This window comes from Mesorhizobium sp. CO1-1-8, assembly GCF_020164875.1.
Lineage (GTDB): Bacteria > Pseudomonadota > Alphaproteobacteria > Rhizobiales > Rhizobiaceae > Mesorhizobium.
The window spans coordinates 327,150-342,111 of record NZ_JAIUGZ010000006.1 but is presented as its reverse complement, the minus strand read 5'-3'; the positions used below and the strand labels follow the sequence as shown (position 1 = coordinate 342,111).

General features: G+C 65.1%; 11 protein-coding genes. 9 read left to right on the top strand and 2 right to left on the bottom strand.

The window, feature by feature from the left end; all coding sequences use genetic code 11:
* The first annotated feature begins 118 nt into the window (after positions 1–118).
* From LB558_RS15270 to LB558_RS15230, 9 genes are all read left to right on the top strand, one after another.
* Positions 119–2,674 (top strand): sensor histidine kinase, encoded by a 2,556-nt coding sequence (locus LB558_RS15270; protein WP_224698296.1) that lies wholly within the window; start codon positions 119–121, stop codon positions 2,672–2,674.
* 8 nt (positions 2,675–2,682) lie between these two features.
* The gene (gene tsaE, locus LB558_RS15265) at positions 2,683–4,182 is read left to right on the top strand and encodes a tRNA (adenosine(37)-N6)-threonylcarbamoyltransferase complex ATPase subunit type 1 TsaE (RefSeq protein ID WP_224698295.1); all 1,500 of its coding nucleotides are present in this window, start codon (positions 2,683–2,685) and stop codon (positions 4,180–4,182) included.
* Complete coding sequence (locus tag LB558_RS15260; protein WP_224698294.1) at positions 4,179–4,907, top strand: nucleotidyltransferase family protein; 729 nt, start codon at positions 4,179–4,181, stop codon at positions 4,905–4,907. Before tsaE ends, LB558_RS15260 begins: the two co-directional genes overlap by 4 nt.
* Positions 4,904–8,038 (top strand): double-strand break repair protein AddB, encoded by a 3,135-nt coding sequence (gene addB / locus LB558_RS15255; RefSeq protein WP_224698293.1) that lies wholly within the window; start codon positions 4,904–4,906, stop codon positions 8,036–8,038. The genes LB558_RS15260 and addB overlap by 4 nt, the downstream gene beginning before the upstream one ends.
* Positions 8,035–11,553, top strand: coding sequence for a double-strand break repair helicase AddA (gene addA, locus LB558_RS15250; RefSeq protein WP_224698292.1), 3,519 nt, complete (start codon positions 8,035–8,037; stop codon positions 11,551–11,553). Before addB ends, addA begins: the two co-directional genes overlap by 4 nt.
* 76 nt (positions 11,554–11,629) lie before the next feature.
* Entirely contained in the window at positions 11,630–11,953 is a 324-nt protein-coding gene (gene trxA / locus LB558_RS15245) for a thioredoxin (RefSeq protein ID WP_224698291.1), read from the top strand.
* Positions 11,954–12,081: 128 nt separating this feature from the next.
* The gene (locus LB558_RS15240; RefSeq protein WP_013528325.1) at positions 12,082–12,363 is read left to right on the top strand and encodes a cupin domain-containing protein; all 282 of its coding nucleotides are present in this window, start codon (positions 12,082–12,084) and stop codon (positions 12,361–12,363) included.
* A gap of 95 nt (positions 12,364–12,458) precedes the next feature.
* Positions 12,459–12,707, top strand: coding sequence for a type II toxin-antitoxin system VapB family antitoxin (locus tag LB558_RS15235; RefSeq protein WP_224698290.1), 249 nt, complete (start codon positions 12,459–12,461; stop codon positions 12,705–12,707).
* Entirely contained in the window at positions 12,704–13,117 is a 414-nt protein-coding gene (locus tag LB558_RS15230; protein WP_224698289.1) for a type II toxin-antitoxin system VapC family toxin, read from the top strand. Before LB558_RS15235 ends, LB558_RS15230 begins: the two co-directional genes overlap by 4 nt.
* Positions 13,118–13,170: 53 nt before the next feature.
* Here the strand turns inward: LB558_RS15230 and LB558_RS15225 are convergent, their stop codons facing one another.
* Together LB558_RS15225 and LB558_RS15220 are read right to left on the bottom strand one after the other, a co-directional pair.
* Complete coding sequence (locus tag LB558_RS15225) at positions 13,171–13,590, bottom strand: VOC family protein (protein WP_224698288.1); 420 nt, start codon at positions 13,588–13,590, stop codon at positions 13,171–13,173.
* Positions 13,591–13,614: 24 nt separating this feature from the next.
* Positions 13,615–14,940, bottom strand: coding sequence for a bifunctional folylpolyglutamate synthase/dihydrofolate synthase (locus tag LB558_RS15220; protein ID WP_224698287.1), 1,326 nt, complete (start codon positions 14,938–14,940; stop codon positions 13,615–13,617).
* Positions 14,941–14,962: the final 22 nt, after the last annotated feature.

Sequence of the window (14,962 nt, the reverse complement as noted above, 5' to 3'; positions counted from 1 at the left end):
CACGGCGATTCGGCGAGGGGTTATTGTCGGGTGATTCGGCGATGCTTCCAGCCCGAGAGGGTCAAGAGGGGCACGCATCAAGGCGGTCTTGCATTCAGGCGGCGGAGAGGACCAAGACATGCCGGGGCAACACCCGCACAGAGCGGGACGGGCCGTTTCCGGCGGCCATGAGGATTCGGGGATTGCTGGTTCCGCCCTGGAAGGCGGGAGCCTGTCCTGGCGCGCCCGCGCGTCGACATTCCTTGCCACCTCCGCGCTCGCGGGCCCCTTGGCTGGCGCCGTCGCGCATGCCGAAACCGCTGCTGCCAGCGTCGCTGGACTGTCGCTGAGCGCCATCGAGGTCATGCAGCTTGCCGTGTTCGTCGGCGTGACGGGTGCCGCACTGATATCGGCCATCGTTCTCATCCGCGAAAGAGCCCGCACCTCGGCGGAGAATGTCGAACTCAGGAGCCGCCTCGCCGACATCAACGCGGCGCTCCGCCGCTCCGAGGCGCTGCTCAATCTGCGCGACCAGCGCGTCGTCGTCTGGGCCGCGGAAAACAAGAAGCCCGAGCTCATCGGCACATTGCCCGTCGAAAGCGGCGCTCCCGAGGATAGGGCCGCTTTTCTTGCTTTCGGCCGCTGGCTGATGCCGCGTTCGGCGGCGGCACTCGAACATGCCGTCGCGGGATTGCGCGAGAAGGCCAAACCCTTCGACCTCGTCATCGAATCGCAGGCCGGCGCGCCGCTCGAAGTGCATGGCCGCAAGAGTGCCGCGCATGTACTCGTGCGTTTTGTCTCGCTCTCGGAGACGCAGCGCAGCCAGGCTAGGCTGAAGATCGAGAACCAGCGGCTGGCCGCCGACCACGACACGATGATCGGCCTGCTCGACGCGCTGAACATGCCGGCATGGCTCCGCGGCGAGGATGGCGGGCTGAAGTGGGTCAACCGCGCCTATGCCGATGCCGTCGAAGCCGAAAATGCCGAAGCCGCGGTTCGGGAGAAAAAAGAGTTCCTCGGCGGCCAGGCGCGCGATGCGATTGCCGCCCAGCACAAGACGCATCCGGTTTTCGAGCAGTCGCTGTCCACCGTGATCGAAGGTGACCGCCGTGTGTTCGCGGTCACCGATTTCGCCGGCAGCGATGGCTCGGCCGGCCTTGCCTGCGACACCAGTGCCATCGAGGCGGTTCGCGGCGAATACGAACGGACGGTGCGAAGCCACGCCGACACGCTCGACCAGCTCAACACGGCGGTCGCCATTTTCGACACCGACGAGAAGCTGCGGTTCTTCAACCAGGCCTTCCAGAAGCTTTGGGGCCTCGACGCAGGCTTCCTGCACAGCGCTCCCGACAACGCCTTGCTGCTCGACCGGCTGCGCAGCGAAGGCAAGATCGCCGAACAGCCTGAATGGCGCCGCTGGAAGGAAGGGCTGCTCGGCGCCTATCGCGCCGTCGAATCCCAGGAACATTGGTGGCATCTGCCGGACGGCAAGACCATCCGCGTCGTCGCCAACCCGCAGCCCAAGGGCGGCGTGACCTGGGTGTTCGAGAACCTGACCGAGAAGATGGACCTCGAGAGCCGCTACCAGACAGCGGTGCGGGTCCAGGGCGAGACGCTCGACAATCTTGCCGAAGGCGTGGCGGTGTTCGGACCCGACGGCAGGCTCCGGCTGTCGAATCCTGCCTTTGCCACGCTTTGGGGTTTGAGCGGCGAAGCGGCCAAGCCCAGTGTCCACGTGTCCACGATACGCGACCTTTGCGACCGGCAGGCCGCGGACAGCCCCTGGCCCGGCTTCGTTGCCGCCATCACCGGCTTCGACGACGAGCGCCGCGACCGTCACGGTCAGACCGAGCTCAACAACGGCAATGTCTTGAGTTACGCCATGATCCCGCTGCCCAACGGGCAAGTGATGATGACCTTCGTCGACATCACCGACAGCGTCAACGTCGAACGGGCGCTGAAGGACAAGAACGAGGCGCTGCAAAAATCCGACCAGCTCAAGAACGAATTCGTCCAGCACGTTTCCTATGAACTGCGCTCGCCGCTGACCAACATTATCGGCTTCACCGAGTTGCTGTCGCTGCCCACGACCGGTCCGCTGACGCAGAAGCAGCGCGAATATGTCGAGCATGTCAGCTCGTCCTCCTCGGTCCTGCTCACCATCGTCAATGACATTCTCGACCTGGCGACGGTGGATGCCGGCATCATGCAGCTCGACATTTCCGAGGTGCAGGTCGATCGCACCATCGCCGCTGCGGCCGAACTGGTGGCCGACCGGCTGGAAGAGCATTCGATCAGTCTCCAGGTCGACGCCATTGCAGCGCCGAAGACGTTTCATGGCGATGAAGTCCGCGTCCGCCAGATCCTCTACAATCTGCTCAGCAACGCCGCCAATTACGCCCCGGAAGCCAGCGTCATCCGGCTCACCTGCCGCCATCTGGCGGACGGGGTGGAATTCTCGGTTCATGACGACGGTCCCGGCATGCCGCCCGATGTGCTCGATTCGGTGTTCCGCCGTTTCGAGCCGCGCGCCAATGGCGGCCGCCGGCGCGGCGCTGGCCTCGGCCTGTCGATCGTCAAGAGCTTCGTCGAGCTGCATGGCGGCAGCGTTCGCATCGAAACCGGCAAGGACAAGGGCACGACCGTCATCTGCACCTTTCCAGACATGCCGGGCATCCGCGCCGCGGCCGAGTAGCGCGTTCGATGCTGGAGCGATTACTCGCCGACGAGACCCACACAGCGCGGCTGGGCGAAGATCTGGCGCTGTCGCTGCGCCCAGGCGACGTGCTTGCCCTCAAGGGCGATCTGGGCGCCGGCAAGTCGACGCTGGCGCGGGCCTTGATCAGGACCTTGGCCGACGATGCCGGCCTCGACGTTCCGAGTCCGACCTTCACGCTGGTGCAGAGCTACGACACCCGCATTCCGGTCCATCATTTCGATCTATACCGCCTGTCTTCGGCGGACGAGATCGATGAGCTTGGGTTCGATGAAGCCCTGGCGCAGGGTGCTGCCTTGGTCGAATGGCCGGAACGCGCGGAAGCCCATCTGCCGAAATCCACGGTCCTGATCGAACTCGTCCAGCATGGCGACGGTCGGTTGGCGCGATTGTCGGGGCAGGGACCTGCCTTCGATCGGGCCGCACGTTCGCTGGCCATGCGCGACTTTCTCGTGAACGCCGGCTGGGCGGAAGCGCAGCGCCGCCATTTCATTGGCGATGCTTCGGCCCGCTCCTACGAGATCGTTTCGCTGCCGGACCAGAAGCCGCGGGTCTTGATGAACTCGCCACGGCTGGTTCTCGGTCCCCCTGTGCGCGACGGCAAGCCCTATGCCGAGATCGCGCACACCGCCCAGTCGGTCTCCGCTTTCGTCGCCATCGACCGCGCCTTGAAGGCAGGCGGCGTCAGCGTTCCGCAAATCCATGCCGAGGACCAGGAGCAAGGCTTCCTTTTGCTCGAACATCTTGGTTCGGAAGGGTTTCTCGGCAGTGATGGCCAGCCGCTGCCCGCGCGCTGCGCGGCGGCGGCCGAGCTGCTGGCCATGATGCATCGCAGGACCTGGCCCCGGCACCTGGAAACAGGGTTGGGCGGCTTCCACGAGGTGCCGCCTTTCGACCGCGATGCCATGATGATCGAAGCCGATCTGCTGGTCGATTGGTACGTGCCGGCAATCGCTGGCGCTCCGGCAAGCGACAGTTTGCGCGCCGGTTACCACAAGCAATGGGACATGCTGCTCGACCGGCTGCATGGCCGCGAGGTCACGCTGATGCTGCGTGACTTCCATTCGCCCAACATCATCTGGCGCGGCGACCGTTCAGGGCATGATCGATTGGGCATCGTCGATTTCCAGGATGCGCTGATCGGCCCGTCCGCCTATGACGTCGCCTCGCTCGCCATGGACGCGCGTGTTACGATGTCGCCCGAGATCGAGAAAAAGACGCTGGATGCCTACGTCGCGGCGCGCCACGCAGCCGGCGCTTTCGACGAGGCAAGCTTCCTGGAATCCTACGCCATCATGGCGGCGCAGCGAAATTCCAAGATCCTCGGCATCTTCGTTCGCCTCGAAAAACGCGACGGCAAACCGTATTATCTGAAGCACCTGCCGCGCATCCGCGATTATCTGCGCCGGGCCCTGTCTCATCCGGCGTTGGCAAGCCTGCGCGAATTCTACGACGCTCACGGTTTGCTGGAGGAGCGAGCGCTGTGACAGCAGGACCGGACACCGCCATCGTACTTGCCGCCGGCCTTGGCAAACGCATGCGGCCGATCACCGACACCATTCCCAAGCCGCTGGTCAGGATTGCCAGCAAGACGTTGCTCGACTGGAGCCTCGACAGCCTGGCAGCCGCCGGCGTCGGCAAGGCGGTCGTCAACGTCCACTACTTTCCCGAACAGATCGTCGCCCATGTCGCCGCGCGCGCCGCGCCAAAAATTGTCATTTCCGATGAGAGCGAACAACTGCTCGATTCCGCTGGCGGCATCGTCAAGGCGTTGCCGGAACTGGGCGATCAGCCCTTCTACATCCTCAACGCCGACACCTTCTGGATCGATGACGGTCCTCTCAATCTCCAGCGCCTCGCCCTTGCATGGGACGCGGCGAAAATGGATATTCTGCTGATGCTGGCGGATCTCCAACAGGCGACCGGACACTGCGGCAGCACCGATTTCCTGGTGGCGCCGGACGGCGGCTTGCGGCGTTCGAAGGGGGACCCGGCGGGGCTGATCTATGCCGGGGCGGCGATCGTCCATCCGCGCCTGTTCAAGGGCGCACCGGCCGGGCCGCACTCGCTCAACGCCTATTTCGATTCCGCCATCGCCGCAGGGCGCCTGTTCGGCATGCCCATGCAGGGCCACTGGATCACCGTCGGCACGCCCGATGCCGTACCGCTCGCGGAAGCGGCGGTCGCCGGTGCGCTAATCGGGTCGCAATGAGCGGCTCCAGCCGCGTTTTCTCGATCCCGCCCGGAGCGCCGTTTCTGCCGACGCTTGCCGGGGCGCTGCTTGCCGGCCGTCTTGTTCCGGGGTTTCGATTTGACGGCGACCCGCTCGCTTTGGCCGATGTCACCATCTATGTGCCGACACGCCGTGCCGCGCGTGCCTTGCGCGGTGTCTTCGTCGACAGCCTGGCGGCACGCGGCGGCGGCGGCTCGGCAATCCTGCCGGTCATCCGTCCGCTCGGCGAGTTCGACGAGGATGAGGCCGCGTTCGAGACCGAGGTATCGGCAGCCATCGATCTCGCGCCGCCGATCGCGGCGAGCGAACGCCTGTTGCTGCTGACGCCGCTGGTTCGGGCCTGGAAACGCCGGCTGCCGGCGCATGTCGCCGCGCTTTTCGCCGAGGAGATCGTCATTCCGGCTTCCACCGCCGACGCGATCTGGCTGGCGCGCGATCTCGCCCGGCTGATGGACGAGATCGAGACGGAAGGCACCGACTGGGCCAAGCTCACCGATCTGGTGACCGGCAACCTCGCCGGATGGTGGCAGGTGACGCTCGAATTCCTCGGCATCGTCACCGAAGCCTGGCCGAAATTCCTCGCGGAAAGCGACCGCTCCAATCCGGCCGCGCATCGCAGCGCGCTGATCCGCGCCGAGGCGGCGCGGCTGCAGCGCAATCCGCCTGCTGGCCCCGTCATCGCCGCGGGATCGACCGGCTCCATACCCGCGACGGCCGAACTGCTTGCCGCGATCGCGCGCTTGCCCGGCGGCGCCATCGTGCTGCCCGGCCTCGACCGGACGCTGGACGAAGCGTCGTTCCAGGCGATTGCCGCGCCTGGCGCGCGTCCAGCCGTACTCGGCCACCCGCAATATGGCCTGGCCAGGCTGATCGGCAAGATCGGCGTATTGCGCGGCGACGTCGAGGAGATTGGCGTGGCCGAGCCGCGGCTTGCGCTACGCGCCGCCCTCGTTGGCGAGGCGCTGCGGCCGGCCGAGACCACCGAACTCTGGGCCGAGACACGTGCCGGTTTCCCGGCGTCCGACATTGCCGGCGCCTTCGCCGAGGTGACCTTGCTCGAAGCTGCCAGCGAACGTGATGAAGCTGTCGCCATCGCCGTCGCGCTCAAGCGCGCGGTCGAACAGCCCGGCCAAAGGGCGGCTCTCGTCACCGGCGACCGCGCGCTGGCGCGGCGCGTCTCGATCGAGCTCCAGCGCTTCGGCGTCGTCGCCGACGATTCCGGTGGCACGCCGCTCGCCAACACCCCGGCGGCCAGTCTGCTCAGGCTGGCGCTCGAGGCATTGTTCAGGCCAGGCGATCCGGTTGGCCTGTTGTCGCTGCTCAAGCATCCGCTGCTTGGCCTCGGCCTCGAACGGGCCGATGTGCGCCACGCGGCGGAGCTGATCGAATTGGTGGCGCTGCGCGGCGGAACTGGTCGCCCAGACATCGTTTCGCTGCCGGAACTGTTCGAAGCCCGCCTCACCGGCCTGGGTGGCGGCAGCCGGCAGCCCTTCTGGTTTTCCCGGCTGACCGAGCGCTCTATCGAATTTGCGCGGAATTTGCTCGGACGTCTCAAGCAGGCGCTGGCGCCGCTCGCGGCGTTTCGCGGCCAGGATGACGCCGACCTTGCCGCGCTGGTCAGGGCCAGTGTCGTCACACTCGAAAATCTCGGCCGAACCGCCGACGGCGGCCTTGGCGAACTCTATGCCGGTGACGCCGGCGAGAAGCTTGCCGAACTGCTGCGCGGGCTGGTCGCGGCTTCGGCTTCGCTGTCCTTCGCGGCGACCGAATGGCCCGATATCATGGCGGCGCTGATCGCGCCTGAAACGGTCAAGCCGGCACAAGGCACCGACCGGAACATCGCCATCTGGGGCGCGCTGGAAGCGCGCTTGCAGACGGTCGATACCCTGGTCATCGGCGGGCTCAATGAGGGCGTATGGCCGCGCAAGCCCGAGAGCGACCGCTTCATGTCGCGGCTGATGAAGACCGGCATCGACCTCGAACCGCCCGAGCGGCGTATCGGCCTTGCCGCGCATGATTTCCAGATGGCCATGGGCGCCAGGAAGGTGGTGCTTTCCCGCTCGGCGCGGGCCGGCGACGCACCCGCCGTGCCGTCGCGCTGGCTGCAGCGGCTGCTGACCTTCATCGGCAGCGACCAGGCAGCGGAATTGTGCCGGCGTGGCGACGAACTGCTCGCCTGGGCGCGCGCCCTCGATACGGGTCCAAAACAGGATTTCGCGCCACGGCCGCAGCCGAAGCCGCCCCTGTCGGTGCGCCCGACGCATTTCTCGGTCACTGAAATCGAGACCCTGCGTCGCGACCCCTATGCCGTCTATGCAAGACGGATCCTCGGCCTGATGCCGCTCGATCCGGTTATTCGCGACCCCGGAGCTGCCGAGCGCGGCACGCTGTTTCACGCCATCCTGCACCTGTTCTCGGCGCGTGTCGCCGATCCGCGCGCGCCCGATGCGCTCACCGGCCTCATCACCGCCGGCCGCGCCTGTTTCGCCGAAGCCGCACTTCCGGCCGATGTCGAGGCCGTGTGGTGGCCACGTTTCGAAAAACTCGCCGCCAACATCATCGAGTGGGAGCGCACGCGCGCCGACGCGGTGATCCGGCGACATGCCGAGGAGCGCGCCGGCAAGACCGTGGTCGGCCAGTCCGGCGTGACGCTGTCCGGCTACGCCGACCGGGTCGACTTGCTGGCCGGCGGCATGGCCGACATACTGGATTACAAGACCGGTTCCTCGCCGTCCAAGGCACAGGCGCACACACTGCTGGCGCCGCAGCTGGCGCTGGAGGGGGCGCTGCTCAGACGCGGCGCCTTCAAGGATTTGGGCTCACGCGAGCCTTCGCAACTGGCCTTCATCAGGCTGAAGCCGAATGGCGAGGTGTTCGAGGAATCCATCCTCGAACACAACCGCCAGCCGCGGACCGCGACCGATCTTGCCGAAGAGGCCTGGGCGCGGCTGGAAAAGCTTTTGATCCACTATGCCGACCCGGCGACCGGTTATTTGTCGCGCGCGCTGCCGTTCCGCGAGGGCGAGACCGACGGCGACTACGATCATCTTGCCCGCGTGCTCGAATGGTCGGCAGGCGGCGATGCCAGCGACGAGGGAGGGGAGGCATGAAGAAGGCTTATCCCATCCCCAGCGACACCGCCTCTAGTCAGGCCCGCGCCGCCGATCCCGGCAATTCCGCCTGGGTGTCGGCGAATGCCGGCTCCGGCAAGACCCATGTGCTGGCCCAGCGCGTCATCCGGCTGCTGCTGCGCGGCACCGATCCGTCGAAGATCCTGTGCCTGACCTATACGCGCGCCGCTGCCGCCAACATGTCGAACCGTGTGTTCTCGACGCTGTCGGAATGGACGACGCTCGGTGACGCCGACCTTGCGGCAAAGGTCGAGGCTCTGGAGGGGCGCCGGCCCGATCTCGAGACCATGCGCCGGGCGCGGCGCCTGTTCGCCGAGGCGCTGGAAACGCCCGGTGGGCTGAAGATCCAGACCATCCATGCCTTCTGCGAATCGGTGCTGCACCAGTTTCCGCTGGAGGCCAACATCCCGGCCCATTTCGAAATGCTCGACGGCCAGATGGAAGCGTCGCTGTTTGCCGCGGCGCGCCGCGACATGATTTCCGGCACATCCGCCGGTGACAGGGATCTGGCCGAGGCTTTTGCCGCCATTCTCGATCGGGGCGGCGAAGCCGGGCTCGACGCCTTGCTGGGTGAGATCGTGCGCAAGCGCGACGGCTTGCGCAATTTCGTCGACGCCGTCGGGCGTGATGGCGCGCGCTTCCAGGCCCTGTTCGACGAATTCCATTTCCATCCAGGCCAGACGGCCGAAGGCATAGCCGCTTCGGTATGGCCGTTGCCGGGCTTCCTGCCCGATTATTTTGCCGGCTTTGCCCACGCCGCCGAGGCCGCCGACGCCAGATCTGTGCTGAACAACATCCTGCCCTATGCGCGGCGGGCTTTTGCCGAGGGCGATCCCATTCGCCGCCTGCAACTGCTCGCGCGAGCCTTCCTCAAGACCGATGGCGATGCCTACGACCCGGCAAAGGCCTTCAAGAAGGCCCTGGTCGACCGGTTGCCGGATCTGGCGGAGCGCTATCTCTCGGCCGCCAGCGCCATCGTCGAAACCACGGATCGGCTGGCCCTGTTCCGGATGCTGGAAGGCACGGCTGCCGCGCTGACCATCGCCGACTGGCTGATCGCCCGCTACGAAATGCTGAAGCGCAGCCGCGGCTTTCTCGATTTCAACGACCTGATCACCCGCACCGTCAACCTGCTGGCGCGGCCAGACGCCGGCCCCTGGGTGCAGTACAAGCTCGACCAGGGCATCGACCATATCCTGCTCGATGAAGCGCAGGACACCAGTCCGGCCCAATGGGAAGTGGTGAAACGGCTGGCAGAAGAATTCTTTGCCGGCCTTGGCGCGCGCGATAGGGTCCATCGCACGGTCTTCGCTGTCGGCGACGAGAAGCAGTCGATCTATTCGTTCCAGGGGGCTGCCCCGGACTCCTTTGCCGACAGCCGGCTGTTGTTCGCTGGACGAGTGCGTGACGCCGAGGCGTCTTTTGCCGACCTCAAGCTGACCTGGTCGTTTCGGTCGACCGACGACGTTCTGACCGCGGTCGACCGCGTCTTCGCTGACGCAAGCGTGAGGCGCGGCATCAGCCATGATCCCGATCCGCTGCGCCACCAGGCGATCCGCACCGACGCACCGGGCTATGTCGAGGTGTGGCCGTCAGTCGGCGCCGATGTCGTCGATGAGCCCGACGACTGGACGCAAGCCATCGACCATGCGCACGCGCCGGCGGTGCGCGTGGCTGAGAACGTCGCCGCCACCATCGCCGGCTGGATCGACAGTGGCGAAATCATCGAAGGCCGCGGCAAGCGGCTGCGGCCGGGCGATGTGCTGGTGCTGGTGCGCAAGCGCGATCGCTTCGTCCATGCGCTGACCCGGGCGCTCAAACGCCGCGACATTCCGGTTGCTGGCGCCGACCGGCTGAGCCTGCCTGGACACATCGCGGTCAAGGACCTGATTGCGCTCGGTCACCTCCTCATCCAGCCGCAGGATGACTTGTCGCTCGCCGCCGTGCTGCGCAGCCCGATCTTCGATCTGCCGGAAGAGACGCTTTTCACGCTCGCGGCGGAGAGGCCGGCTGGCCTGTCGTTGATCGCATCGCTGCGCCAGCACGCTGGCGAAAGCGAGAGACTGGCGAAGATCCTCGCGCAACTCGACATATGGACGAACGAGGCCGCCTTCAAACCGGTGTTCGAGTTTTACGCTGGCCTGCTGGCGCGTGATGGCGTGCGCCGCAAGATGATCGCGCGGCTCGGGCCTGAAGCCGGCGACATCCTCGACGAGTTCCTGAGTTTCTGCCTTGCCGAGGAGCGAACCGGCCTGCCGGGGCTGGAAGCCTTCCTGTCGACGCTGGAAAATGCCGGTCCCGAGATCAAGCGCGAGATGGACCAGACCCGTGACGAAGTCCGGGTCATGACCGTGCACGCCGCCAAGGGCCTGGAAGCGCCGGTCGTGTTCCTGGTCGATGGCGGTTCCGCGCCGTTCAGTGACCAGCATCTGCCACGCCTGATGCCCTTCGACGGCTCCGGCGCAAACTGGCACGGCAAGGGCTATCTCTGGCGCTCGGCCAGCGATGTCGCCAATGGTTTTTCGAAAGCAGCCGCGGCGCGGGCACGGGAACTCGCCGACGACGAATATCGCCGGCTGCTTTATGTCGGCATGACCCGTGCCGAGGACCGGCTGATCGTCTGTGGCTATCACGGCAAGCGGGCGCCGAACGCCGGCACCTGGCACTCGATCGTCAGCCGCGCGCTGATCGGGGCGCCGGAGAGCGAACAACGTCCGCATCCCGCCGGCGGTGAGCCTGTGCATCGTTTCCATGTGACGAAGCTGCCCCCCGTCGCGCCAAGTTCCGCTGAGCAGATACGGCAGGTCGAGGGTTTCGGGCCATTGCCGGCAACCTTGTTTCGCCCCTTGCCGCCTTTCGAGGACCTGCCGCGTCCGCTGTCGCCATCCGGCGCCTCGGCGCTGATCGACGAGGGCAAGGAAGCCGTGGTCGACAAGGCGTCGCCGGTGCTCGACGCCGATGCCGAGCCGGGCTTTGCGGTGCTGCGCGGGCTTGCCCTGCACAAACTGCTGCAGATGCTGCCCGGTATTGCGGAGCCCGGACGCGCGGGCGCGGCAGAACGCTACCTCGCGCGGACGAGCGTGGACTGGCCAGCGTCGGAGCGTGAGAACGCCCTGGCGTCGGTCACATCAATCCTTGCGGATCCCGGCTTCAGTCAGCTGTTTGCGCCATCGTCGCGTGCCGAAGTCGCGATCATGGGCAGCGTGGAAGTCAAGGGCAAGAAGCGCTCGATTTCCGGCAAGATCGACCGGTTGGCGGTGACATCGGATACGGTGTCGATCGTCGACTACAAGACCAACCGGCCGGCGCCCGCCTCCCTGGCCGAGGTGCCGCCGGCCTACCTGCTCCAACTCGCTCTCTATCGGGCCTTGCTGCAACCGCTCTATCCCGGCCGCACGGTCAAGGCGGCCCTGCTCTTCACCGAAGCGCCGCGGCTGATCGAACTGCCCGCCAGTGCCATGGACGACGCCCTTGCTCGACTCACGGGAGCGTGACACAACACCTGCTTGAAGAAGGGCGCGATCACCACCACATTTGGTGGGACAAAAACTTTCAGAAGGATTTTTCCATATGGCAACCGTGAAGGTCGACAAGAGCAACTTCCAGACCGATGTGCTTGACGCCAACGTACCGGTCGTCGTCGACTTCTGGGCGGAATGGTGCGGTCCCTGCAAGCAGATCGCGCCGGCGCTCGAAGACATCGCCACCGAACTCGGCGCCAAGGTCAAGATCGCCAAGCTCAACATCGACGAGAATCCGGAGCTTGCCGCTCAGTTTGGGGTACGCTCGATCCCGACGCTGATGATCTTCAAAGGCGGCGAAATGGCCGACATCAAGATCGGTGCCGCGCCCAAGACCGCGCTGTCGCACTGGATCAACGGCAACCTCGCCTGATCGATCTGAAATTCCTGATATCAAGCCCGGCCTCGCGCCGGGCTTTTTGTTGGCGTCATCGGTGCGTGGCTCTGGCTCTCGCGTCCGGGCACTCCATGTCATCTGCTTGAGCGAGACAGGAGAACCCCATGACCGGATCCGCCAAGGCCACCGTCTTCATCGACAATGAGCGTGTCATCGTCACAGAGTACCGCTTCGCACCGGGCGAGAACACCGGCTGGCATCGCCATGGCCACGACTATGTCGTCGTGCCGCTGATGGACGGCAAGGTGAAGCTGTTGACCAAGGACGGCGAATCCTTTGCCGAGATGAAGAAGGGTGCGCCTTATTTCCGCAAGGAGGGCGTCGAGCATGACGTCATCAACGCTAATGAAGGCGAATACGCCTTTATCGAGATCGAGTTGAAGTAAGCCAGGCTCTTGCTTTCATTGATGGCAAGCCATCATCTGCCATCTTGATGGCAAGTGACACTCGGCCTATATTTCATTCCAAACCGGAGTTTGAAATGGCCGAACCTCAGCTTTCAGTCCGCAGTGCAAAGGCTCGCGACCTAGCCCATCGACTGGCTCGCCGCGAGAATCGTTCGATAGCAGATGTCGTCGAACGCGCGCTGGAATCCTACGAGATCCGCGAAGCTGGCCGCGAACCTGCTTCGACCTTCTATTCTCGCCTGGCGGCAAGTTACGGAGCTGACATCGATCTGGAGACCATCATCCGCGAAGGCCGGCAGGTCCACAAAGGGCCTGAGCTTTGATTTTCGTCGATACCAACGTAATTTCAGAAACCCTGAAGAAGGCACCCGACGAAGCCGTTCTGGCGTGGCTTGTCCGGCATGATGCTGAATTGGCGCTCCCGACAGTGACGATTGCTGAAATTGCCTTTGGTATTCAAAAAATTCGACCTGATGAGCGAGCGGACCGCCTGGAGCAGGGGTTTTCTCAATGGCGCCATCGCTTCGCCAACCGGATTTTTGGACTGACGGAGGAGGCTGCCTTGGCTTACGGCGACATCATGGGAACCGCCAGACGCCAAGGCCGGGGCATGTCAGCTCCCGACGGCATGATTGCAGCGATCGCACGCGTGAACGGCGGTCGGCTCGCGACGCGCAATCTCGACGACTTTCGCACCACCAACCTGGAACTGATCTCGCCTTGGGATTTCTGAGCGACGCTTTTATCGAGATCGAGCTGAAATAATCCAGCTGTGTCGTTGCACAGTCACCAGTCGGCGATACGATCTCCTCCGACGAATTGCGCGCTTTTTTCGGTATATTCGAACAGCTCGATCTTCACGCCATTGGGGTCGCGAATCCAGGCCTGAAAGGTGTCGTCGCAGGCGTGCTTCTTGGCCGTGACGTCGACGCCTTTCGAGCGGATGTGGGCGATCGCCGCATCGATGTTTTCCACTTCGAGGCAGAAATGGTTGATCTGGTTCAGGTCGCCGTAGCGAGCTCCGTCCTTCTGGAACACCTCGACATGGCTGCGCCCGCCGCAATTGAGGTAGAACCCGAAAATCTTGCCGTCGCGCAGAAAATTGAACTGCGTGTCGAGGCCGAGCACGTCGCGATAGAAGCTTCGCGTTGCTTCCAAGTCATGCGCGAAGATGCAGACGTGACCGAGCTGCTTGACCTTGATCATGACGGGTTCCTCGCAAATCCGACCTCAGGTCGGCGGCGTGCCGTTCTCGGCCAGCACCGCGCCGGTCAGATACAACGAACCGCTGATCAGGATGCGTGGCGCCGGGCCGTCCCAGGTGTCGCGCAGCAGCATCAGCGCGCTGGCGACGGAACTCACCGGCTCGGCGGTCAGCCCGGCTTCCGTCGCGCGGATCGCCAGTTCGTCGTTAGGCACGCCGGCCTCGCTGAGGCTCACCGGCACCGTGTAGACATGCCGGGCGAGGCCCTTGAAGGCACGGAAATAGCCGCTCTGGTCCTTGGTGTTGATCATGCCCGAAATGAGGAACAACGGACGCGGGTTCTTCTCTTCCTGCTCGGCCAACGCTTCGGCGACCACCACGCCGGCGCCCGGATTGTGGCCACCGTCGAGCCAGATATCGGCGCCCTTGGGTGCCAGTTCGGCCAGCCGGCCCTGCATTAGCTTCTGCATGCGGCCGGGCCAGGCGACATTGATCATCGCCTTTTCGGCGGCGCGATGGCTGATCTCGAAACCGGCCGCTTTGACCGCGGCGATCGCCGCCGCCGCATTGGCGAACTGGTGGCGGCCGGGCAGCCTGGGCGGCGGCAGGTCCATCAAGCCGTCCTCGTCCTGGTAGACCATGCGGCCGTTTTCCTCGAAGGCCAGGAAATCCTGGCCGTAGACGAAGGTGGGGCATTCAAGCCGCTCGGCGGTTTCGATCAGCACCTGCAGCGCCGTTTCGCTCTCCTGCGCGCCGATGACCACCGGGCAGCCAGCCTTGATGATGCCGGCCTTTTCGGCCGCGATCAGTTCGACACGGTCGCCGAGATAGGCCTCGTGGTCGAGCGACACCGGCATGATCACCGATACGGCTGGCTCCTTGATGACATTGGTCGCGTCGAAGCGGCCGCCGAGCCCGACCTCGATGATCGCGGCGTCGGCCTGGTGTTCGGAAAACAAGAGGAAGGTGACGGCGGTGAGGATCTCGAAGACGGTGATCGTCTCGCCTTCATTGGCCCTGGCGACGCGCGCGATGGCATCGGCGAAAACCCTGTCCTCGACCAGCCTGCCGCCGCCATCGGCGGCCAGCCGGTAGCGCTCGTGCCAGTTGACCAGATGCGGCGAGGTGTGGACATGGACGCGGTAGTCCGCGGCCTCGAGGAGGGCGCGCGAAAAGGCGGCGCATGAGCCCTTGCCGTTGGTGCCGGCGATGTGGATGACCGGGGGCAGCCGGTCCTGCGGATTGTCGAGCCGCTCCAGCAGCCGCGAAATGCGGTCGAGCGAAAGGTCGAAGCCTTTCGGATGAAGCGCCATCAGGGCTTCGATTTCGCGGTCGGCGGCAAGCGTTGTCATGGCGCAATCCTTGCGCATGACC

Excerpts from the sequence above, each read along its gene's own strand:
- LB558_RS15270 (WP_224698296.1), top strand. The coding sequence starts at position 119 with ATGCCGGGGCAACACCCGCACAGAGCGGGACGGGCCGTTTCCGGCGGC.
- tsaE (WP_224698295.1), top strand. The coding sequence starts at position 2,683 with ATGCTGGAGCGATTACTCGCCGACGAGACCCACACAGCGCGGCTGGGC.
- addB (WP_224698293.1), top strand. The coding sequence starts at position 4,904 with ATGAGCGGCTCCAGCCGCGTTTTCTCGATCCCGCCCGGAGCGCCGTTT.
- addA (WP_224698292.1), top strand. The coding sequence starts at position 8,035 with ATGAAGAAGGCTTATCCCATCCCCAGCGACACCGCCTCTAGTCAGGCC.
- trxA (WP_224698291.1), top strand. The coding sequence starts at position 11,630 with ATGGCAACCGTGAAGGTCGACAAGAGCAACTTCCAGACCGATGTGCTT.
- LB558_RS15240 (WP_013528325.1), top strand. The coding sequence starts at position 12,082 with ATGACCGGATCCGCCAAGGCCACCGTCTTCATCGACAATGAGCGTGTC.
- LB558_RS15235 (WP_224698290.1), top strand. The coding sequence starts at position 12,459 with ATGGCCGAACCTCAGCTTTCAGTCCGCAGTGCAAAGGCTCGCGACCTA.
- LB558_RS15225 (WP_224698288.1), bottom strand. The coding sequence starts at position 13,590 with ATGATCAAGGTCAAGCAGCTCGGTCACGTCTGCATCTTCGCGCATGAC.
- LB558_RS15220 (WP_224698287.1), bottom strand. The coding sequence starts at position 14,940 with ATGACAACGCTTGCCGCCGACCGCGAAATCGAAGCCCTGATGGCGCTT.